Origin of the sequence: Rhizobium sp. J15 (genome assembly GCF_002531825.1) — a bacterium.
Lineage (GTDB): Bacteria > Pseudomonadota > Alphaproteobacteria > Rhizobiales > Rhizobiaceae > Rhizobium.
The window spans coordinates 13,934-34,050 of sequence record NZ_NWSX01000051.1; the positions used below are offsets into that span (position 1 = coordinate 13,934).

The window sequence follows — 20,117 nt, forward strand, 5'->3', positions numbered from 1 at the left end:
CCTCATTTTTATCGTTTGTGGCCGGTGTCGAGGTGACGTTCGATGAACGCCGAATAGCGCGACATGCCGAAGCAGAAAAGCCAGAAGGCGAAGCCGGCGAAGATCAGCCCCGTCAGCGGCGTTACCGCGGTTGCCCAGTTCGGATCGGTGAAGAAGAAGCGAACGATGCCGAGCAGGTCGTACATGCTGATGATCGACACCAGGGATGTATCCTTGAACATGCCGATGAAGGTGTTGACGATGCCCGGGATCACCAGCTTGATCGCCTGCGGCAGGATGATTAGCCGCATCTTCTGCCAGTAGCCGAGGCCGAGCGAATCCGCACCCTCGAACTGGCCCTTCGGAATTGCCTGCAGGCCGCCGCGAATGACCTCGGCCATATAGGCGGAGGCGAAGATCGAAACGCCGATGATCGCGCGCAGGAGCTTGTCCACCGTCCAGCCGGCCGGCAGGAAAAGCGGCAGCATGACGCTCGCCATGAAGAGCACGGTAATCAGCGGCACGCCGCGGACGACTTCGATGAAGATGATGCAGACCGTGCGGATGACAGGCATCTGCGAGCGTCTTCCGAGCGCCAGGACGATGCCGAGCGGGAAGGAGACAGCGATGCCGACGAAGGAGAGCACCAGCGTCACCATCAGTCCGCCCCAGCGCGGAGTCTCGATGACTTCCAGGCCGAATCCACCGTACAGCAGAACGAAGGAAACGATCGGCAGCACGATGAAGAGCAGGATGGCGTTCAGGCCCTTGCGCGGCGCCGAAGGGATGAGCATCGGCACCAGCAGAAGTACGAATAGAATGCCGACCAGCGTCGGCCGCCAGCGCTCGTCGATCGGGTAGCCACCGTAGATGATCTGGTCGAACTTGGCGTTGATGAAGGCCCAGCATGCACCATTCCAACCGTCCGGCTGGATGCCCCCTTGAACGGTCGTGGCGCAGAAGGTGCGATCCGAGCCGGTCCAGACCGCCTGCACGAAGAGCCAGTCGATCGCATGGAAGAGAGCCCAGGAAAGAAAGACCAGGGCCACGATGGTAAGGACCATGTCCTTTGGTGTCGCAAGCAGGTTGCGGCGGATCCAGGCTCCGGCACCCTTTTCTCCCGCAGGAGGCGGTTCCGGCGCCAGCATGGCGGTTCTGACGAAACTGTTGCTCATCTTATCTCTCCACCAGCGCCATCTTGGCATTGAACCAGTTCATGAACAGCGAGGTCACGACACTGAGGCTGAGATAAATGACCATCCAGATGAGGATCACCTCGACGGACTGACCGGTCTGGTTCAGCGTCGTGCTGCCGACCGCGACGAGATCGGCAAAACCGATGGCGATCGCCAGCGACGAGTTCTTGGTGAGATTGAGATACTGGCTGCTCAGCGGCGGAATGATGATGCGGAAGGCCTGCGGGATCACAACCAGGCGGGTGATCGACGAGGGATGCAGCCCAAGTGCGGCTGCAGCTTCCGTCTGCCCCTTCGGCACACCGCGAATGCCCGCGCGCACGATCTCGGCGATGAAGGCGGCGGTATAGAAGGAAAGCGCCAGGAAGAGGGACATGAATTCCGGCCCGACGATGGAACCGCCGGTGAGGTTGAATTTGCCCGCGATCGGATAGTCGAAGGAAAGCGGCATGCCTGCGAGCAGGAAGGCAACAAGCGGCAGGCCGATCAGCAGGCCGATCGAAACCCAGATCGTGTGGAACGGTTGACCTGTCGCTGCCTGCCGGCGATGCGCCCATCTGGCCGTCACGATGACGGCGATGATCGCGATGACGAAGGCGACGCCGACGAGCCAGAAAGTTTCACCGAAAATCGGCTTGGGGAAGGAAAGGCCGCGATTGTTCAGATACGATCCGAACGGCAGATGCAGCGACTCGCGCGCATTCGGCAGAACCGCCAGAACGCCTGAATACCAGAAGAAGATCACGAGCAGCGGCGGAATATTGCGAAACACTTCCACATAAACCGTGCACAGTTTGGCAATCAGCCAATTCCGCGACAGACGGCCGATGCCGATGATGAAGCCGATGATGGTGGCGGTGATAATGCCGGTAACGGCGATCAGCAGCGTGTTCAGCAGGCCGACCAGCAGCGCCCGGCCGTAGGTCGAATCGCTCGAATAGGCGATCAGCGACTGGCCGACTTCGAAGCCGGCGCGGCCGTTCAGGAAGCCGAAGCCCGATGCGATGTTGGCGCGCGCCAGATTGACGGCAGTGTTGTGCGCGACCCACCACACGAAGGTGACCAGCAACACGATGGTAAGAACTTGGAAAAAGATACCCCGAACTCTCGGGTCGTAAAGGGCGGACTGAAAACTCCAGCCACTCCTGGGTATAGGTGTTGAACCCGCAATCTGGTGCGTCATACCTGGCCAATTCCCCACGTTATGCGCTCCTTTTCGGAGCTTTTTTATAGGAGGAGGAAAGGCGGTCGCCCGCCCTTCCGGCTTTCATGCGTGATGCCGATCAGCGAACCGGCGGAGCGTACTGAATGCCGCCCTTGTTCCAGAGAGCGTTGAGACCGCGTGCGATCTTCAGCTGGCTGCCCTGGCCGATGTTGCGCTCGAAGACTTCGCCGTAATTGCCGACGTTCTTCACGATGTTATAGGCCCAGTCGTTGGTCAGGCCGAGATCGGTGCCGATCTTGGTGTCGGCCTCGACGCCGAGGAAGCGCTTGATGTCGGGGTTCGGCGAGTTCTTCATGTCGTCGACATTCGCCTGGGTGATGCCGAATTCTTCGGCATTGATCATGGCATAGCCAACCCAGCTGACGATATCGAACCACTGGTCGTCACCCTGGCGAACGGCCGGAGCGAGCGGCTCCTTGGAGATGATTTCCGGCAGGATCGCATGTTCGTCCGGGTTCTTCAGCGTCAGGCGTAGCGAATAGAGACCGGACTGGTCGGTCGTGTAGACGTCGCAGCGGCCGGCATCATAGGCGGCATTGACCTCGTCCAGCTTTTCGAAGACGACGGGGTTGTACTGAAGGTTGTTCGCCTTGAAGTAGTCGGCAAGGTTGAGTTCCGTGGTCGTGCCCGACTGCACGCAGACGGACGCGCCGGAGAGTTCGAGCGCCGACTTCACGTTCAGGCTCTTGCGGACCATGAAGCCCTGGCCGTCATAGTAGTTGACGAAACGGAAGTTCAGGCCGAGAGCGGTGTCGCGGTTGATCGACCATGTCGTGTTGCGGGCGAGCACGTCGATTTCGCCGGACTGAAGAGCCGGGAAGCGATTGGCGGCGCTCAAGGGGGTGAACTTCACCTTGGTGGGGTCGCCGAAGACGGCCGCGGCGACAGCCTTGCAGAAATCGACGTCGAAGCCGGCCCAATTGCCGGAAGCGTCAGGCGCGGCAAAGCCGGCGAGACCGGTGTTGACGCCGCACTGAATGAAACCCTTTGCCTTTACGTCTCCAAGGGTCGTGGCTGAAGCAGCCGAGGTGCCAAGAGCGAAAACTGCTGCGCCGATCGCGGCCGACAGAAGCTTGTTCTTCATTTTTTCCCAACCTTTTCCGTTGTCTTATCTTTTCTTGTGGGGAGTTCCGGCGAAAAACTCTGCCGCCCCCCATTGTCTCGACACCCTCCCGGCGCGAGTGACTCTATCACAGTCGCAAATGTCACCATGGTCAAGTGTCGCCATCAATAATTGCGGCAAATTTCGGGATTTTGGTATATTGCGCTGCATTCCTGGGCTGCTGGCTACCAAATAGGCGGTCTCTTGCGGAAAAATAACGCGAAAATCCAAAATTTCGCGAGATCGGCGCGTCGGCCGTTCGCTGTCTTCGAGGGGTTGACCGTAACCGGCGAGGCGTCCAAATGTTCGCTTCCGCGCTCCTTCGCCAAAGGCCATTTCCGACATGAAAGACAAAGACAGTTTGCTGCAGAACGCTGGCATCAACACCCGCCTGACCCATATCGGCAACGATCCCTTCGACTATCACGGCTTCGTCAATCCGCCGGTCGTGCATGCTTCGACGGTGCTGTTTCCGAATGCCCGCACGATGGAGACGCGTTCGCAGAAATATACCTACGGGACGCGCGGCACGCCGACGACCGATGCGCTCTGCGAAGCGATCGACGCGCTCGAAGGTTCGGCCGGCACGATCCTCGTGCCTTCGGGTCTTGCGGCCGTCACCGTTCCGTTCCTGGGTTTCGTCGCGGCCGGCGATCATGCGCTCGTCGTCGATTCGGTTTACGGCCCGACGCGTCATTTCTGCGATACGATGCTGAAGCGTCTCGGCGTCGAGGTGGAGTATTACGATCCGGCGATCGGCGCCGGCATCGAAGCACTGTTCCGGCCGAACACCAAGATCGTCCATACCGAGGCTCCCGGCTCAAATACCTTCGAGATGCAGGATATTCCGGCAATCTCGGCGGTTGCGCACCGCCACGGCGCCGTCGTCATGATGGACAATACCTGGGCGACGCCGCTCTATTTCAGGCCGCTCGATTACGGCGTCGACATCTCCATCCATGCGGCGACCAAATATCCGTCCGGTCATTCCGATATCCTGCTCGGAACGGTGTCGGCCAATGCCGAGCACTGGGAGCGGCTGAAGGAGGCGAATGGCGCGCTCGGCATCTGCGGTGCGCCCGACGATGCCTATCAGATCCTGCGCGGACTGCGCACCATGGGCCTGCGCCTCGAGCGGCATTATGAGAGTGCGCTCGCGATCGCAGAATGGCTGGAGGGCAGGGATGACGTCGCCCGCGTGCTGCATCCGGCCCTGCCGAGTTTTCCCTCTCACCATATCTGGAAGCGCGACTTCAAGGGTGCTAGCGGCATCTTCTCCTTCGTGCTTGCCGCGGGCGGTCCCGAGAAGTTCAGGGCAAAGGCGCACGCCTTCCTCGACGCGCTTCAGATTTTCGGTCTCGGCTATTCCTGGGGCGGCTTCGAAAGTCTCGCCCTGCACGCCAACCTCAACGACCGCAAGATCGCCAAGGCCCCGGCGGAAGGCCCGGTCATCCGTCTGCAGATCGGCATCGAGGATGTGGCCGACCTCAAGGCCGATATCGAACGGGGTTTTGCCGCCGCAAGCGCCGTCTGACCGCGGCGCCTTACGGCAGGCGCGCGGCCTTGTAGCCGTAGATCCAGTCGAGATCCGCCGCCAGGCTTTGCGGCGGTTTGAGGCCAAGCACGAGATCGCGGCCGATCCGGATCGGCCCCTTGGCATGATAGGCGAACTGGTTGAAAGCGCCGCGCTGGCGAAGCCTCGCGATGCGCGGCGTGCGATGTTTTTCGAAAAGCGCCAGCGCTTCCGCTACCGGCCGGTTCGAAAGAAAGCCGGCAAGCTCGTAAGCGTCTTCGATCGCCATCGCCGCGCCCTGCGCGGCAAAGGGCATCATCGCATGCGCGGCGTCACCGATCAGCACCGTCCTTCGGCCGTCGTGCCATGCGCCCGCCGTGGTTTCGAACAGCGGCCAGAAGGTCAGGTTCCTCTGTCTTTCGACCAGCGACAGGATGGCAGCGTTCCACCCGGAAAGGCGCTTCCGCAACTGCGCGCGCTGCTCGGCCGTCGGCTCGCTTTGCCAGGTCTGCGGCGCGAGGTTGCCGGCGGTGATCGCCACCATGTTGAAGCTGCCGGTCTCCTTCAGGGGGTAGCTCACAAGATGCGCCGAACCGCCGAGGAAGGCCGAGACGGATGTCCGATCGAGAAAGGCGGGCGCTTCTGCTTCGGCAATGGTGAAGCGGTAGGCGATATTGCCGGAAAAACGCGGCGAGGGGCTGCCGGGAACGGATTGCCTGAGCTTTGACCAGACGCCGTCCGCGCCGATGACGAGATCGGCAGCGCGCTCCAACGGCGGCAGGCCAGCCTCGATCTGCACGCCGAGATGAAGCCGGCAAAGCGGATCGGCCTCGACCGCAGCCAGCAGGGCCTTCTGCAATGTCGTGCGATGCAGGACGCCGTAGGGCGCCCCCCAGCGTTCCCGCGCGAATTTCCCCGCCGGCACCGCCGCAAGCTGGCGCAGCGAACTGCCCGATATCAACCGGATCGTGTCCGGCTCGAGCCAGACCTTCGACAGCCCGTCCAGAATGCCGAGTTCGTCAAGGATGCGGGAAGCGTTCGGCGATAGCTGCAGCCCGGCGCCGACCTCGGTCAGTTCGCCTGCCTGCTCGAAGATCTCCGAGCTGATGCCGCGACGCGAAAGGGAAAGGGCCGCGGCCAGTCCTGATATACCGGCGCCGATGATGGTGGCATGTTCGGCAGGCATTGTCTGTCCGATCCAGATTCTGGACGGATTACGCCGCCTTCACGTGAAAGACGCAACCGGCCGGATTGGTCTGGCTCGGCTTGAGCGAGGAATTGAAGCGATAGAGCGTCGAGCAGTAGGAACAGACCTTCTCGTTGTCGTCGCCCATGTCGATGAAGATGTGCGGGTGGTCGAAGGGAGCCGAAGCGCCGGTGCACATGAATTCCTTGACGCCGACTTCGATAACGCGGTGACCGCCGTCATTCTGAAAGTGGGGGATGTTGTGGCCGGCCATATTGCTCTCCGAATGCTTAGAAATGTGGGCGGACTTTATAAGCCTTCGCCGCAAATGTGTAGAGCCAAAGCGCCGCGCCGGTCACAGTTTTTGGGCACAGTTTTCGGCTTCACGCTGACTGGCGGCTCGATTATGGTCGCGCCAAAAAGGAAGACCCGATGAACCTGAATACTCCCGCCTTTTCAAGCTTCACCCATGACGGATTGGAACTTGCCTTTTTCGACGAAGGCGATCCGTCCGGCGTGCCTGTCTTGTTGATCCACGGTTTTGCCTCGACCGCGAACGTCAACTGGGTGCATCCGGGCTGGCTGAAGACGTTGGGGGACGCCGGCTACCGGGTGATCGCCATCGACAATCGCGGCCATGGCGCAAGCGACAAGCCGCACGATGCCGAAGCCTATCGTCCCTGGGTCATGGCTGGCGACGCGATCGCCTTGCTCGATCATCTGGGCATCCCGGAGGCCAATATCATGGGCTATTCGATGGGCGCGCGCATTTCCGTCTTTACAGCGCTCGCCAATCCGCATCGTGTCCGGTCCCTGGTGCTCGGCGGCCTTGGCATCGGCATGACCGACGGCGTCGGCGACTGGGACCCGATCGCCGATGCGCTGCTTGCTCCCTCGCTCGACGAGGTGACGCATGCCCGCGGCAGGATGTTCCGCGCCTTCGCCGAGCAGACGAAGAGCGACCGTGTCGCCCTTGCCGTCTGCATTCGCGGCTCGCGCGATCTCGTCGCCCGATCGGATATGGGCAAGCTCGACATGCCCACCCTGATCGGCGTCGGCACAAAGGATGATATCGCCGGCTCGCCGCAAGAGCTGGCGGCGCTGATGCCGAATGCCGAAGCGCTCGATATTCCCGGCCGCGATCATATGCTTGCCGTCGGCGACAAGGTTTTCAAGCAGGCGGTGCTGGCCTTCTACGCAAAGGTCGCCGAGGGGTGACATCGCCGGTGACATGATCGTGATGCTGAACAGCCATGCTAAAAAACCATGGCGGCGGTACCCATTTATGTTATTGCCGTTTTCCTCTATATATTGGCATTCCGAAAACGGCATTCCTGTTGGCAGCAAGGAGAGCGGCGATGGTCGCAAAGACAGACATTCGTGCTTTTGAGGCTGGCCATCCCCTGAAGGTGATGGATCCCATCTGGGACAGCCTGCGCGAGGAAGCACGGATCGCGGCCGAAAAGGACCCCGTTCTCGCCGCCTTCCTGTATTCGACTGTCATCAACTACCGTTCGCTCGAGGAATGCGTCATCCACCGCATCTGCGAACGTCTCGATCATCCCGATATGCAGGCAAACCTGCTTCGCCAGACCTTCGAGGAAATGCTCCTCGACTGGCCGGAGTGGAGCTCTATCCTGCGCGTCGATATCCAGGCCGTTTACGACCGCGATCCCGCCTGCCTGCGTTTCATGGAGGCGGTGCTCTATTTCAAGGGCTTCCATGCGCTGCAGACGCACCGTTTGGCTCATTGGCTGCTGAACCGCGGCCGGCGTGATTTCGCGCTTTATCTGCAAAGCCGCTCCTCCAGCGTCTTCCAGACCGACATCAATCCGGCGGCGCGTATCGGCAAGGGCATCTTCCTCGATCATGCGACCGGCCTCGTCGTCGGCGAGACGGCCGTCATCGGCGACAACGTCTCGATCCTGCATGGCGTCACGCTCGGCGGCACGGGCAAGGAAGGCGCCGACCGTCACCCGAAGATCGGCAGCGGCGTCATGATCGGCGCCGGCGCGAAGATCCTCGGCAATATCGAGATCGGCTATTGCTCGCGCGTTGCCGCCGGTTCCGTGGTGCTCAAGGCGGTGCCGCCGAAGAAGACGGTCGCGGGCGTTCCGGCCAAGGTCGTCGGCGAAGCCGGTTGTTCCGAGCCGTCGCGCAACATGGACCAGGTGATCGGCGCCGATATCTGAGCGCCATTGGGAAAGGAATAGGAAGTCGGCGGGAACCGGGCGGGGACAGGCTACGCCAAGTGGCAACCTTGCCTTTACACCGCTGCTTTTCCTGTGCAAGAAGCGGCCAATCAAGACCGCTTACGGAGATGACAGAGTGAAGCCAGAAGAAATCAAGAAGCTCGACGCCTATTTCAAACGTACGCTCAACCCGCAGATCGTCGTCAAGGCGCGTCCGCGCAAGAATGATTCTGCGGAAGTTTATCTCGGCGAAGAATTTCTGGGCGTCGTCTACGTCGATGACGAGGACGGTGACCGCTCCTACAACTTTTCGATGGCCATTCTCGACGTCGATCTTTAATCGCGTTCGAAAGCTTCAAGAGGGCCGGGCGGCGCGATCCGCTCGGCCTTTTTTCGTTTTTTCGCCGCTGAGTCAAAATTTATTTAAAGCCTCCGGTTGTGGCATTCTGATATATATTAGCAAAATCAATTAAAGACGTACGTGCCCCGGCGCGCAGGCTTTGTTTTATAATTGTAATGCAACCATTAGATGTTTTGCATCGCACAAGACTACTTGACTATTTGTGCATTGCAGCTACCCTGCCGCCACCCCAACAGCCCCACGGAGGACGGTCATGTTCAACTTTGACGATGCCAACAGGAAGAGCAAGGAAGCCGTCGATACGGCGCTGAGAACCTATTCCGACACGGCGAGGGGCTTTCAGGCGATCGCCGCCGAAGCCGCCGAATATTCGAAGAAGTCCTTTCAGGACGCGGTGACGCATTTCGAAACGCTGGCCGGCGCCAAGAGCTTCGAGGCCGCTTTCGAATTGCAGACAAGCTACGTCAAGTCCGCCTATGAGAACTTCGTCTCCGAAACGACGAAGCTCGGCGAAATGTATGCCGATCTCGCGAAATCCGCTTACAAGCCTTACGAGGCGCCGATCGCTGCTGCGGCTACCGCCGTCAAGTCGCCGAAATCGCCGCAGCCGGCGACACCCGCCGCAGCATGATGTAAATTCGGTAGCGCAACCTCCGCTACATATTGAAAAACGAAGACCGGCTACGCATCTGTAGCCGGTCTTTTTTTGTTTCCACTTTCATTGCTGCGTCCGCCTGAGATCGGCCGGGGACTTTTTTAGTCTTTCCCGTGCATGCCGGCATTTCTTGATTGCAGTGTCTGACAGGGGGCTTAAAATCGGCCCATTATGAACTAAGTTAGTGTTTCAGATATTCGGCGGGAAAAGCACCCTCCCATGCTCTGCCGGATTGATCGAGGAATGAATGACAATGATCGCAAAGCCGATCCGGATGCAGAACGACAGCGAAAGGAACGGGGACAACGGAAATCGCGGAACCTCGGTCATCACGCGCACCAAGCCGAAGACCAAGAAGCCCAACCTCTACCGCGTACTGCTTTTGAATGACGACTACACTCCCATGGAATTCGTCATTCATATTCTGGAGCGTTTTTTTCAGAAGGATCGTGAAAGTGCCACCCGCATCATGCTCCATGTCCACAACCACGGCGTCGGCGAATGCGGAATATTCACATACGAGGTAGCGGAAACGAAGGTCAGCCAGGTGATGGACTTCGCCCGGCAGCACCAGCATCCGCTGCAATGCGTCATGGAAAAGAAGTGAGGATCTGAACGTGCCAACATTTTCGCCTAGCTTAGAGAAGGCGCTCCATCAGGCACTGACCTTTGCCAACGAGCGGCATCATGAATATGCCACGCTCGAGCATCTGCTGCTTGCCCTGATCGACGATGCCGATGCGGCCGCGGTCATGGGTGCCTGCAATGTCGATCTCGACGCGCTGCGCAAGACGCTCGTCGAATATGTCGATAACGAACTTTCCAACCTGATCACCGGATATGACGAGGATTCGAAGCCGACCTCCGGTTTCCAGCGCGTCATCCAGCGCGCCGTCATCCATGTGCAGTCTTCCGGCCGCGAGGAAGTGACCGGCGCCAACGTGCTCGTCGCGATCTTTGCCGAGCGCGAGAGCCATGCCGCCTATTTCCTGCAGGAGCAGGAGATGACCCGCTACGATGCGGTCAACTATATCTCCCACGGCATCGGCAAGCGGCCAGGCGCTTCGGAATCGCGTCCGCCGCGCGGCGCCGAGGAGGAATCGGAAAGCAAGCCGACAGCACGCGGCGGCGAGGAAGAGGGCGGCCCCAAGAAACAGCAGGATGCGCTCAAGGCCTATTGCGTCAATCTCAACGAGAAGGCCAAGGGCGGCAAGATCGACCCGCTGATCGGCCGTCACGCCGAGGTGAGCCGCACCATCCAGATCCTGTGCCGCCGTTCGAAGAACAATCCGCTCTACGTCGGTGATCCCGGCGTCGGCAAGACGGCGATCGCCGAAGGCCTCGCCAAGCGCATCGTCGAAGGCAAGGTTCCCGAAGCGCTCGCCGATGCGACGATCTTCTCGCTAGACATGGGCACGCTGCTTGCCGGCACGCGCTACCGCGGCGATTTCGAAGAGCGCCTGAAGCAGGTTGTCAAGGAACTGGAAGAATATCCGGGCGCCGTGCTCTTCATCGACGAAATCCATACGGTAATCGGCGCCGGCGCCACCTCAGGCGGTGCGATGGATGCATCGAACCTCTTGAAGCCGGCCCTGTCGTCGGGTGCGATCCGCTGCATCGGTTCGACCACCTACAAGGAATACCGTCAGTTCTTCGAGAAGGACCGGGCGCTGGTCCGTCGCTTCCAGAAGATCGACGTCAGCGAACCGTCGATCAATGATGCGATCGAGATCATGAAGGGTCTGAAGCCCTATTTCGAAGAATATCACCATCTGCGCTACTCGAACGATGCCATCAAGTCGGCCGTCGAGTTGTCGGCTCGTTATATCTCCGACCGCAAGCTGCCCGACAAGGCGATCGACGTGATCGACGAAACGGGTGCGGCCCAGATGCTGCTGCCGCCCTCCAAGCGCCGCAAGCTGATTACCGAAAAGGAGATCGAGGCGACGATCGCGACGATGGCGCGCATCCCGCCGAAGACCGTCTCCAAGGACGACGAAGCGGTGCTTGCCAATCTCGAGCAGGAACTGCGCTCGGTCGTCTACGGCCAGGATATCGCGATCGAAGCCCTTTCGACCTCGATCAAGCTGGCGCGTGCCGGTCTGCGCGAGCCGAACAAGCCGATCGGCGCCTATGTCTTCTCCGGCCCGACCGGTGTGGGCAAGACTGAGGTGGCAAAGCAGCTGGCTTCGTCGCTCGGCGTCGAGCTCCTGCGCTTCGACATGTCGGAATATATGGAGCGGCACACGGTTTCCCGTCTGCTCGGCGCACCTCCCGGCTATGTCGGCTTCGACCAGGGGGGTCTTCTCACAGATGGCGTCGATCAGCATCCGCATTGCGTGGTCCTGCTCGACGAAATCGAGAAGGCGCATCCCGACATCTACAACATCCTGCTGCAGGTCATGGACCACGGCACGCTGACCGACCATAACGGCAAGAAGATCGACTTCCGCAACGTCATCCTGATCATGACGACGAACGCGGGCGCGTCCGAAATGGCCAAGGCCGCGATCGGCTTCGGTTCGTCCAAGCGCACCGGCGAGGACGAGGAAGCGCTGACCCGCCTCTTCACGCCGGAGTTCCGCAACCGTCTCGACGCGATCATTCCCTTCGCGGCGCTGCCGACGGCTGTCATTCACAAGGTCGTGCAGAAGTTCATCATGCAGCTGGAGGCCCAGCTTTCCGAAAGGAACGTTACCTTCGACCTGCACGAGGATGCGATCGCCTGGCTGTCCGACAAAGGTTACGACGAGAAGATGGGCGCCCGCCCGCTTGCCCGCGTCATCCAGGACACCATCAAGAAGCCGCTTGCCAACGAAATCCTCTTCGGCAAGCTGAAGAAGGGTGGCGTCGTCAACGTCACCGTCGGTCCGAAGGAAGACGGCAAGCCCGGCATCGTGCTGGAGGCCATACCGGATACGGCCCCGATCAAGCCGAAGCCGGAGGCCGAAGTCGTGCATCCCGAAGCCGACGATGAGGACGACGGCGAGCTGAAGACGAAGACGGCTCGCAAGACGCGCGCCAAGACCGTCCCGCGGGCCGAGCCGGAGGTTCGCGACGCTCCGAAAAAAGGAAGCGCGGTTCCGAAGGTTCCGCGCAAGAAGTGAGATACGTCACCGAATTGGAAAGGGCCGGGTTTCCCCGGCCCTTAACTGCCCGTGAGTTTCGCGGAAGGGCAACACCGGCCTATAGTCGTTTTCGGAAGAACACGACGCGCTGTGTCTCCTCAAATCCTAAAGCGGCATGCATCGCACGGCTGGCGGAATTCTCAAGCAGCGCGTCTGAGCCAAACTCAACACACCCAAGCGACTTCCCCCAATCGGCAACGGCATTGCAAAGCAATCGTGCGATGCCCTTTCGCCTGTCGATGGGCCGGACATAAATCCCTTCGAGGAATAGAACGGGCGAGCTGCTGCATCCATTCACATAATCATGTCGCAAAGTGGCCTCGGCAAACCCGACAGCTTCATTCGCGGCATTGCGAGCGATGAACGCGATGGCTTCTTCATTTTCTGAAAGAAACGCCTGGCTCAACTCGGCCCGATGATCTTCAAGCGAGTGATGCGGCCATAGAGCAACGCGAAGCTGCGCCCATGGCTCGACATCTTTTATAGTCCCAATCTCGATAACCGATCCCATATTGCGGTTCCTTCTTGCCGCAAAAATCGTGAAAGGCGGATGCGCAGAATGCTTTTTGTGAGGCGACAATCGGCCTTACGCCAGCGCCGCCCTGATCTTTTCGGCATTGGCGGCGAGCATGGCGCCGTCCTCCATCTTGCCGGAATGCGGCTTGAGCGCCACGCCCTCATGGCGAGGGATGACGTGGAAATGCAGGTGGAACACCGTCTGCCCGGCGGCCGGCTCGTTGAACTGGGCGATAAACACGCCGTCGGCGTCAAAGACCTCCTGGACCGCATTGGCGACCTTTTGGACGACGGTGATAGCATGGGCGAGGGTGGCGGGATCGGCGTCGAGGATATTGCGGGAAGGCGCCTTCGGAACGACGAGCACATGGCCCGGCGCCTGCGGCATCACATCCATGAAAGCGACCGTATGCTCATCTTCATAGATACGGTGCGAGGGGATCTCTCCGCGCAGGATCTTGGCGAAGATGTTGTTGTCGTCATAGGCGGCCGATCTGGTCATCGCGAAATCTCCTCGTTTTCTGGTTGATCGGGTAGCGCGGCCGGCGGGGCCGCGTCAATCCTCCTGCAGGCGCTCGCCCTTGCGGAAGGGGCTGTGCTCGCTCAGCACATCGCCCATATGTTCGACATCGGCCCGCTCGCGCGCGAGATAGTCGCCAATCGCCCGGCGAAGGCCGGCATGGGCGACATAATGGGCGGAATGCGTCGTCACCGGCAGGTAACCACGGGCGAGCTTGTGTTCGCCCTGCGCGCCGGCCTCGACCCGCTTCAGCCCTTTCGAAAGGGCGAAGTCGATCGCCTGGTGGTAGCAGACCTCGAAATGCAGGAAGGGATGATCCTCGATGCAGCCCCAGTGGCGGCCGTAGAGCGTCTCGCCGCCGATGAAGTTGATCGCGCCGGCGATGTAACGCCCGTCGCGCTTGGCCATGACGAGCAGGATGTCGTCGGCCATGCGCTCGCCGATCAGCGAATAGAACTTGCGGGTGAGGTAGGGCCGGCCCCATTTGCGGCCGCCGGTATCCATGTAGAATTTGAAGAACTGGTCCCAGATGCCTTCCGTCAGGTCTTTCCCGGTCAGCCAGTCGATGCTGATGCCGTTTTCGAGCGCGGCGCGGCGCTCCTTGCGCAAGGCCTTGCGTTTGCGCGAGGCAAGCGTTTCGAGAAATTCCTCGTGATTGGCATAGCCGTCATTGATGAAATGGAACTGCTGATCGGTGCGGTGCAGATAGCCGTCCATCTCGAAGACGCCGATCTCGTCATCAGGCACGAAGGTGACATGGGCGGAGGAGACGCCGAGCCGGCGCACGACCTCTTTCAGGCTTTCGGCGATCGCGCTCTGGATCGGCAGCCGCTGCAGCCCCTCGGCGACGAGAAGGCGAGGCCCGGTCGCCGGCGTGAACGGGATCGAGCACTGAAGCTTGGGATAATACCGCCCGCCGGCCCGCTCGAAGGCGTCGGCCCAGCCATGGTCGAAGACATATTCGCCCTGGCTGTGGCTCTTGAGGTAGCCGGGCAGGGCGCCGATCAGTTCGCCGCGATCGGTCTCGAGCAGCAGATGGTGGCCGAGCCAGCCGGTTTCGGCAGTGGCCGAACCGGATTCTTCCAGCGACGACAAAAAGGCGTGAGAAACGAAGGGGTTGTAGCCAGGCGTGCTGCGAGCCTTCGACGCCCCGGAAAGCCTGGACCAGCTCTCCGGGGAAATCGCGGTGAAGGAGCGTTCTACACGAATGGATAGTTCATCGGTCATGGGGCAAATGCGAAGCCTGTGGGGAGATGGTTCGGCTCTGCCTCAGTCTGCGCATGATCTTGGCCAAAAAGCGAGCGTCAAACCGCCACACGCGGGTCGAAGCCCTCGAACGTCATCTGATCGGCGCTTGCGAAGGTGCGCCGGCGTGCCTCTTCGTCGCGCACCGTCCAGGTGATCACGGGAATGCCCTTCCCGCGTTCGCCTGTGATGAAGGCGTTCGGCAGGTCGCCATAGTAGAAGGAGATGAAATCGAGACCGATCTCCATTGCCGCGGCATGCGTCTTGATCTCCTCCGGCGTATTGCCGTTGGCCGTCAGTCCGAGCGGGTAGGGTGCCTCGAGCGCCTTCAGATCGCGCAGCAGCCAGTGATCGAAGCTCATCAGCGCGACCTTGCCCTCGTAGTTCTGAAGCACTTCGAGCACGGATTCGGCAAATCCCTCGTCATCGGCCTCGCGGCCCTTGAGTTCCAGCACCAGCGGCACTTTCCCCTGGACGAGATCGAGAAGCTGGCTGAGCGTCGGCACCTTGTCTGCCGTGCCGCCGATGGCGATCAGCCCGAGTTCCCTGGAGGTGCGCTCGCGAATGTCGCCGTTGAGATTGCAAAGGCGCTTCAGATCCTCGTCGTGGAAAATGATCGGCACGCCGTCTGAGGCGTAGTGCAGGTCGCATTCGATCGCAAAGCCGGCGTCGACGGCACGCGAGAAGGCCGAAAGCGTATTTTCCCAGACGAGCTTATTGAGGTCGTGATAGCCGCGATGGGCGACCGGCACGTCCTTGATCCAGTCTGCATTCGTCATTCTACGATTTCCATGATAGCATCGATCTCGACGGCGGCGTTCAGCGGCAGGGCCGCCATGCCGACGGCGGCGCGCGCATGTTTGCCGGCCTCGCCGAGTACGCCGGCAATCAGGTTCGAAGCGCCGTTGATGACGAGATGCTGCTCGACGAAATCAGGCGCCGAGGCGACGAAGCCGTTCAGCTTGATGACGCGCCGGATGCGGCCGAGATCGCCGCCGAGCGCGGCCTTCGCCTGGGCAAGGATGTTGATGGCGCAGAGTTCGGCGGCGCGCTGGCCGCTCGCAACGTCGACCGTCTTGCCGAGATGGCCGGATACGGCGACCTTGCCGCCTTCGAGCGGCAGCTGTCCGGAGATGTAGAGAAGATTGCCGCTGATGACATAGGGAACGTAGTTTGCGGCAGGGGCTGCGGCTTCGGGCAGGGTTATCCCCATCTCACTCAGGCGCGCTGCAATTTCATCGGACATTTTCGTCTCCGCTTTTGTTGTCAATGTTTCAAAAATTATGCATCAAGACTAGAATCTTTAATATGGCAGCTTCGAGCCTCGATTTGGCCGAAAGAGTACATATAACATTGCGGCCGAGTCCAATAGGAGTGAATGAATGTTCCGATCGTCGCTTGCCGCTCTGCTTCTCGCCAGCGTTTCCGCCAATGCATGGGCGGGCGCGCCTGCGGCGAGCGCGGCGATTGCGACCGGCCTCGTCGCCCATCGCGCCGTCTATGATCTGGAACTGAAGGACGCCTCGGACCGCTCGGGCATCGCTGCCATGTACGGCCGGATGGTCTATGAATTCGACGGCAACTATTGCCAGGGCTTTACCACCAATTTCCGCTTCGTGACGCAGATCGATACGGGCGACAGCGTGCGTGTCAGCGACCAGCAGACGAAGACCTTCGAGAACCTGAAGGACGGCAAATTCACCTTCGACACCAAGTCCTTCACCGACCAGCAGCTCGACAAGGAGGTCAACGGCGCGGCCGAAGATCGGCCGGATGGAGTCAAGGTCGATCTGAAGCAGCCGGCGAGCCGCGAGCTGCAGCTGGCCGAAAGCCGCTTTCCCACGGAACATATGCTGGATGTGATCCAGAATGCCAAGGACGGTAAACGCTTCTTCGAAGCCCGCGTCTTCGATGGCTCCGATGACGGCGATAAGTCGCTGGTGACGACGACGATCGTCGGCAAGCAGGAAACACCGGTGACCGACGAGGCCGATGCCGGCAATGCCGGCGCCTTCTCGAAGGCCGCCTTCTGGCCGGTGACGATCGCCTATTTCAACGAAAATGCCAAAACCGATGCGGTGCCGGTCTACCGCATGTCCTTCAAGCTTTATGAGAACGGCATTACCCGCGATCTGACCATGGATTACGGCGATTTCGTCCTGACGGGAAAGCTCGCCAAGCTCGAGCTGCTCGACCGCAAGGCCGAAGCCTGCAACTGAGCCGTCTGCGGCTGTCATAGATCCATCTCGCAGCGGCATTCGCGGCGCCGGATCTTTCCTGCATTCGTCATATTCCCATTTTGCGTGACGGGCGCGTGGGCGAATGCGGGGCGCTTTCCTAGTATAATATTCCAAACGGAATGTTTTGCTTGCATTTATGCCGAACGGAATGTATGGGCACCGGCATTCCACACGTAAGGCATGGGATCGTCCGGGAGAAATCCGGGCTGTTCCGCCGGTGGCGTCCTCGAAGAGGATGCTGTTCGCCTTGCGGAGGTTCAACCGGAAAAGGAGTATAAAGGCATGGCATTGCCTGATTTTTCTATGCGCCAGCTTCTTGAAGCAGGCGTTCACTTCGGCCACCAGACGCACCGCTGGAACCCGAAGATGAAGCCGTACATCTTCGGCGACCGTAACAACATTCACATCATCGACCTGGCCCAGACCGTTCCGATGCTGTCGCGCGCCCTTCAGGTCGTCAGCGACACCGTTGCTCGCGGCGGCCGCGTTCTCTTCGTCGGCACCAAGCGCCAGGCGTCGGAGATCATCGCCGACAGCGCCAAGCGTTCGGCCCAGTACTACGTCAACTCGCGCTGGCTCGGCGGCATGATGACGAACTGGAAGACGATCTCCAACTCGATCCAGCGCCTGCGCAAGCTCGATGAGATCCTCGGCGGCGAAGCCCAGGGCTTCACCAAGAAGGAACGTCTGAACCTCGAGCGCGAGCGTGAAAAGCTCGACAAGGCTCTCGGCGGTATCCGCGACATGGGCGGCACCCCCGACCTGATGTTCATCATCGACACCAACAAGGAAAAGATCGCAATCGACGAAGCCAAGCGCCTCGGCATCCCGGTTGTCGCTATCATCGATTCGAACTGCGATCCTGACCTGATCGACTATCCGATCCCGGGCAACGACGACGCATCGCGTGCGATCGCTCTTTACTGCGAGCTGATCTCCCGCGCCGCCATCGACGGCATCGCGCGTCAGCAGAGCTCGTCCGGCCGCGATCTCGGCGCCTCCTCCGAAGTTCCGGTCGAGCCGGCTCTCGAAGAAGCAGCCGAAGGCTGATCAAAGTAGGCGGAGCGAAAGTTCCGCCAAAGCTTTTAGGGATTGGGGAAGGCCGCTCGCGACTCATCGAAGTTCGGCGGCCTTGCCTGTTTCAGGGCGAGGGCTCCAGGCGCTTTGCCCGATAAGTTTCGTTATGACGCGTCTTCATCACGCTGTCATACATACAGGTACATTTCGTGCGTCAATCCGGTGCCGCGCCGCGCTTAGCGGCCCACCGTGTGAACCGACAAGAGGAAGCTAATGAGCGAGATTACGGCTGCAATGGTGAAGGAACTGCGCGAGAAGACCGGCGCAGGCATGATGGACTGCAAGAAAGCTCTTGCTGAAACCAATGGCGACATGGAAGCGGCGATCGACTGGCTGCGCGCCAAGGGCATCGCCAAGGCCGACAAGAAGTCCGGCCGCACCGCCGCAGAAGGCCTCATCGGCGTTTCGAGCGCCGGCACCAAGGCCGTCGTCGTCGAAGTCAACTCCGAAACCGACTTCGTCGCCCGCAACGACGCCTTCCAGGATCTCGTCCGCGGCGTCGCCAAGGTCGCCGTTGCGACTGACGGCACCGTCGACGCCATCGCTGCCGCGACCTATCCGGCATCCGGCAAGTCCGTTTCCGACACGATCAAGGATGCGGTTGCAACGATCGGCGAAAACATGAATCTGCGCCGCTCGGCCGCGCTTTCCGTCGAGGACGGCGTCGTCGCCACCTATATCCACAATGCCGTTTCCGACGGCCTCGGCAAGCTCGGCGTACTCGTCGCCCTGAAGTCGACCGGCGACAAGGAAGCCCTGAACGCTATTGGCCGCCAGGTCGCCATGCACATCGCCGCGACCGCGCCGCTGGCGATCCGTCCGGAGGAAGTCGATGCCGCCGTCGCCGAGCGCGAGCGCAACGTCTTCATCGAGCAGTCGCGCGCTTCCGGCAAGCCGGACAACATCATCGAGAAGATGGTCGAAGGCCGCATGCGCAAGTTCTTCGAGGAAGTTGCTCTTCTCTCGCAGTCTTTCGTCATCAACCCCGACCTGACCGTCGCAGCCGCCATCAAGGAAGCTGAAAAGGCCGTCGGCGCACCGATCGAAGTCGCCGGCATGGCCCGTCTTCTCCTCGGCGAAGGCGTCGAGAAGGAAGAGACCGATTTCGCAGCCGAAGTCGCGGCTGCCGTCAAGGGCTGATCTTCCAGCCATTATTGGGAAAACGCCAGGGCATCGCGTGACAACGCGGTGCCCTTCGTGTATCGGGCATTCACGGCAATTTACGAGGAGCCAAGATGTCTTTAGAGCCTGTCTATAAACGCGTTCTGCTCAAGGCTTCCGGCGAAGCGCTCATGGGTAGCCAGGGTTTCGGGATCGATGTCGCGGTGGCGGACCGCATCGCATCTGATATCGCCGAGGCAAGGCATATGGGCGTGGAAGTCGGCGTCGTCGTCGGTGGCGGCAATATCTTCCGCGGTGTTGCGGTGGCGTCCAAGGGCGGCGACCGGGTCACCGGCGACCATATGGGCATGCTCGGCACCATCATCAATGCACTGGCGCTCGCGACGTCGCTGCGCAAGCTGAACATCGATACGGTGGTGCTTTCGGCCATCTCCATGCCGGAGATCTGCGAGAGCTTTTCGCAGCGCGCGACCCTCTATCATCTGTCGATGGGACGCGTGGTGATTTTTGCCGGCGGCACCGGCAACCCGTTCTTCACCACCGATTCCGCCGCTGCGCTACGCGCCGCCGAAATGGGTGCGCAAGCGATCTTCAAGGGCACGCAGGTGGACGGCATCTACACCGCCGATCCGAAGAAATATCCCGACGCCACCCGCTTCGACCGCCTGACGCATCAGGAAGTGCTGGACAAGGGGCTCGCGGTGATGGACGTTGCCGCCGTGGCGCTCGCCAGAGAGAATTCCATTCCGATCATCGTCTTCTCGATCCACGAGAAAGGCGGTTTTGCTGAAATATTGACGGGCGGTGGTCTCAAGACCATCGTCTCCGACAACTGATATAAGTTGCGCCGTGTTCGGCGC

Annotated in this window: 21 protein-coding genes; 11 read left to right on the top strand and 10 right to left on the bottom strand. The window is 60.5% G+C overall.

Translation table 11 applies throughout. The annotated features are described in order from the left end of the window. Positions 1–8: 8 nt before the first annotated feature. From CO670_RS27890 to CO670_RS27900, 3 genes are all read right to left on the bottom strand, one after another. Entirely contained in the window at positions 9–1,154 is a 1,146-nt protein-coding gene (locus CO670_RS27890) for an amino acid ABC transporter permease (protein WP_097593206.1), read from the bottom strand. 1 nt (position 1,155) lies between these two features. Next, positions 1,156–2,358, bottom strand: coding sequence for an amino acid ABC transporter permease (locus CO670_RS27895; protein ID WP_097593207.1), 1,203 nt, complete (start codon positions 2,356–2,358; stop codon positions 1,156–1,158). A gap of 100 nt (positions 2,359–2,458) precedes the next feature. Beyond that, positions 2,459–3,484, bottom strand: a complete 1,026-nt coding sequence (locus tag CO670_RS27900) for an amino acid ABC transporter substrate-binding protein (RefSeq protein WP_097593208.1) — start codon at positions 3,482–3,484, stop codon at positions 2,459–2,461. Between the two features lie 361 nt (positions 3,485–3,845). Between CO670_RS27900 and CO670_RS27905 the strand changes: the two genes are divergently transcribed. Continuing rightward, on the top strand, positions 3,846–5,036 hold the full coding sequence (locus CO670_RS27905) for a cystathionine beta-lyase (RefSeq protein ID WP_097593209.1): 1,191 nt from the start codon (positions 3,846–3,848) through the stop codon (positions 5,034–5,036). Positions 5,037–5,046: 10 nt separating this feature from the next. Here the strand turns inward: CO670_RS27905 and CO670_RS27910 are convergent, their stop codons facing one another. Together CO670_RS27910 and CO670_RS27915 are read right to left on the bottom strand one after the other, a co-directional pair. Beyond that, positions 5,047–6,201, bottom strand: coding sequence for an FAD-dependent monooxygenase (locus CO670_RS27910; protein WP_097593211.1), 1,155 nt, complete (start codon positions 6,199–6,201; stop codon positions 5,047–5,049). Positions 6,202–6,229: 28 nt separating this feature from the next. Further along, on the bottom strand, positions 6,230–6,475 hold the full coding sequence (locus tag CO670_RS27915) for a zinc-finger domain-containing protein (RefSeq protein ID WP_008526950.1): 246 nt from the start codon (positions 6,473–6,475) through the stop codon (positions 6,230–6,232). Positions 6,476–6,633: 158 nt separating this feature from the next. Between CO670_RS27915 and CO670_RS27920 the strand changes: the two genes are divergently transcribed. From CO670_RS27920 to clpA, 6 genes are all read left to right on the top strand, one after another. After that, positions 6,634–7,419 carry an alpha/beta hydrolase gene (locus CO670_RS27920; protein WP_097593212.1) on the top strand — a complete coding sequence of 262 codons (786 nt, stop codon included), beginning with the start codon at positions 6,634–6,636 and terminating at the stop codon, positions 7,417–7,419. A 140-nt stretch (positions 7,420–7,559) separates the two neighbouring features. After that, positions 7,560–8,393, top strand: coding sequence for a serine O-acetyltransferase (gene cysE, locus CO670_RS27925; protein WP_097593213.1), 834 nt, complete (start codon positions 7,560–7,562; stop codon positions 8,391–8,393). A gap of 136 nt (positions 8,394–8,529) precedes the next feature. Beyond that, positions 8,530–8,733, top strand: coding sequence for a DUF3126 family protein (locus tag CO670_RS27930; RefSeq protein WP_008526943.1), 204 nt, complete (start codon positions 8,530–8,532; stop codon positions 8,731–8,733). A gap of 274 nt (positions 8,734–9,007) precedes the next feature. After that, a complete protein-coding gene (locus CO670_RS27935; RefSeq protein ID WP_097593214.1) occupies positions 9,008–9,385 on the top strand; it encodes a phasin family protein in 378 nt (125 codons plus the stop codon). Positions 9,386–9,662: 277 nt separating this feature from the next. Beyond that, complete coding sequence (clpS, locus tag CO670_RS27940) at positions 9,663–10,016, top strand: ATP-dependent Clp protease adapter ClpS (protein WP_008526939.1); 354 nt, start codon at positions 9,663–9,665, stop codon at positions 10,014–10,016. A gap of 10 nt (positions 10,017–10,026) precedes the next feature. Next, a complete protein-coding gene (gene clpA / locus CO670_RS27945) occupies positions 10,027–12,516 on the top strand; it encodes an ATP-dependent Clp protease ATP-binding subunit ClpA (protein WP_097593215.1) in 2,490 nt (829 codons plus the stop codon). Positions 12,517–12,595: 79 nt separating this feature from the next. On the opposite strand, the gene aac(6') is transcribed toward clpA, so the two are convergent. The 5 genes from aac(6') to CO670_RS27970 form a co-directional block, all read right to left on the bottom strand. Beyond that, positions 12,596–13,048, bottom strand: a complete 453-nt coding sequence (gene aac(6'), locus CO670_RS27950; protein WP_097593217.1) for an aminoglycoside 6'-N-acetyltransferase — start codon at positions 13,046–13,048, stop codon at positions 12,596–12,598. A gap of 75 nt (positions 13,049–13,123) precedes the next feature. Next, positions 13,124–13,555 carry an HIT family protein gene (locus CO670_RS27955; protein ID WP_097593218.1) on the bottom strand — a complete coding sequence of 144 codons (432 nt, stop codon included), beginning with the start codon at positions 13,553–13,555 and terminating at the stop codon, positions 13,124–13,126. Positions 13,556–13,609: 54 nt separating this feature from the next. Continuing rightward, positions 13,610–14,800, bottom strand: coding sequence for a GNAT family N-acetyltransferase (locus CO670_RS27960; protein ID WP_097593219.1), 1,191 nt, complete (start codon positions 14,798–14,800; stop codon positions 13,610–13,612). Positions 14,801–14,877: 77 nt separating this feature from the next. Then, a complete protein-coding gene (locus tag CO670_RS27965; RefSeq protein ID WP_097593221.1) occupies positions 14,878–15,597 on the bottom strand; it encodes a glycerophosphodiester phosphodiesterase in 720 nt (239 codons plus the stop codon). After that, entirely contained in the window at positions 15,594–16,064 is a 471-nt protein-coding gene (locus tag CO670_RS27970) for a RidA family protein (protein WP_097593222.1), read from the bottom strand. The genes CO670_RS27965 and CO670_RS27970 overlap by 4 nt, the downstream gene beginning before the upstream one ends. Before the next feature lie 136 nt (positions 16,065–16,200). On the opposite strand from CO670_RS27970, the gene CO670_RS27975 reads away from it, so the two are divergent. The 4 genes from CO670_RS27975 to pyrH all read left to right on the top strand — a co-directional run bounded on the left by CO670_RS27975 (position 16,201) and on the right by pyrH (position 20,093). Next, positions 16,201–17,037 carry a cell envelope integrity EipB family protein gene (locus CO670_RS27975; protein ID WP_088674146.1) on the top strand — a complete coding sequence of 279 codons (837 nt, stop codon included), beginning with the start codon at positions 16,201–16,203 and terminating at the stop codon, positions 17,035–17,037. Positions 17,038–17,340: 303 nt separating this feature from the next. Beyond that, positions 17,341–18,108: a 30S ribosomal protein S2 gene (gene rpsB / locus CO670_RS27980; protein WP_008526906.1), complete on the top strand. Its 768-nt coding sequence runs from the start codon at positions 17,341–17,343 to the stop codon at positions 18,106–18,108. A gap of 240 nt (positions 18,109–18,348) precedes the next feature. Then, positions 18,349–19,275 carry a translation elongation factor Ts gene (gene tsf, locus CO670_RS27985; RefSeq protein WP_097593223.1) on the top strand — a complete coding sequence of 309 codons (927 nt, stop codon included), beginning with the start codon at positions 18,349–18,351 and terminating at the stop codon, positions 19,273–19,275. A gap of 95 nt (positions 19,276–19,370) precedes the next feature. Then, positions 19,371–20,093 carry a UMP kinase gene (gene pyrH, locus CO670_RS27990; protein ID WP_088674143.1) on the top strand — a complete coding sequence of 241 codons (723 nt, stop codon included), beginning with the start codon at positions 19,371–19,373 and terminating at the stop codon, positions 20,091–20,093. The last annotated feature ends 24 nt before the right edge of the window (positions 20,094–20,117 follow it).

Excerpts from the sequence above, each read along its gene's own strand:
- tsf (WP_097593223.1), top strand. The coding sequence starts at position 18,349 with ATGAGCGAGATTACGGCTGCAATGGTGAAGGAACTGCGCGAGAAGACC.
- CO670_RS27920 (WP_097593212.1), top strand. The coding sequence starts at position 6,634 with ATGAACCTGAATACTCCCGCCTTTTCAAGCTTCACCCATGACGGATTG.
- CO670_RS27955 (WP_097593218.1), bottom strand. The coding sequence starts at position 13,555 with ATGACCAGATCGGCCGCCTATGACGACAACAACATCTTCGCCAAGATC.
- rpsB (WP_008526906.1), top strand. The coding sequence starts at position 17,341 with ATGGCATTGCCTGATTTTTCTATGCGCCAGCTTCTTGAAGCAGGCGTT.
- CO670_RS27935 (WP_097593214.1), top strand. The coding sequence starts at position 9,008 with ATGTTCAACTTTGACGATGCCAACAGGAAGAGCAAGGAAGCCGTCGAT.
- clpS (WP_008526939.1), top strand. The coding sequence starts at position 9,663 with ATGATCGCAAAGCCGATCCGGATGCAGAACGACAGCGAAAGGAACGGG.
- pyrH (WP_088674143.1), top strand. The coding sequence starts at position 19,371 with ATGTCTTTAGAGCCTGTCTATAAACGCGTTCTGCTCAAGGCTTCCGGC.
- CO670_RS27975 (WP_088674146.1), top strand. The coding sequence starts at position 16,201 with ATGTTCCGATCGTCGCTTGCCGCTCTGCTTCTCGCCAGCGTTTCCGCC.
- CO670_RS27970 (WP_097593222.1), bottom strand. The coding sequence starts at position 16,064 with ATGTCCGATGAAATTGCAGCGCGCCTGAGTGAGATGGGGATAACCCTG.
- cysE (WP_097593213.1), top strand. The coding sequence starts at position 7,560 with ATGGTCGCAAAGACAGACATTCGTGCTTTTGAGGCTGGCCATCCCCTG.
- CO670_RS27960 (WP_097593219.1), bottom strand. The coding sequence starts at position 14,800 with ATGACCGATGAACTATCCATTCGTGTAGAACGCTCCTTCACCGCGATT.
- CO670_RS27900 (WP_097593208.1), bottom strand. The coding sequence starts at position 3,484 with ATGAAGAACAAGCTTCTGTCGGCCGCGATCGGCGCAGCAGTTTTCGCT.
- CO670_RS27905 (WP_097593209.1), top strand. The coding sequence starts at position 3,846 with ATGAAAGACAAAGACAGTTTGCTGCAGAACGCTGGCATCAACACCCGC.
- CO670_RS27965 (WP_097593221.1), bottom strand. The coding sequence starts at position 15,597 with ATGACGAATGCAGACTGGATCAAGGACGTGCCGGTCGCCCATCGCGGC.
- CO670_RS27915 (WP_008526950.1), bottom strand. The coding sequence starts at position 6,475 with ATGGCCGGCCACAACATCCCCCACTTTCAGAATGACGGCGGTCACCGC.
- CO670_RS27890 (WP_097593206.1), bottom strand. The coding sequence starts at position 1,154 with ATGAGCAACAGTTTCGTCAGAACCGCCATGCTGGCGCCGGAACCGCCT.
- CO670_RS27895 (WP_097593207.1), bottom strand. The coding sequence starts at position 2,358 with ATGACGCACCAGATTGCGGGTTCAACACCTATACCCAGGAGTGGCTGG.
- CO670_RS27910 (WP_097593211.1), bottom strand. The coding sequence starts at position 6,201 with ATGCCTGCCGAACATGCCACCATCATCGGCGCCGGTATATCAGGACTG.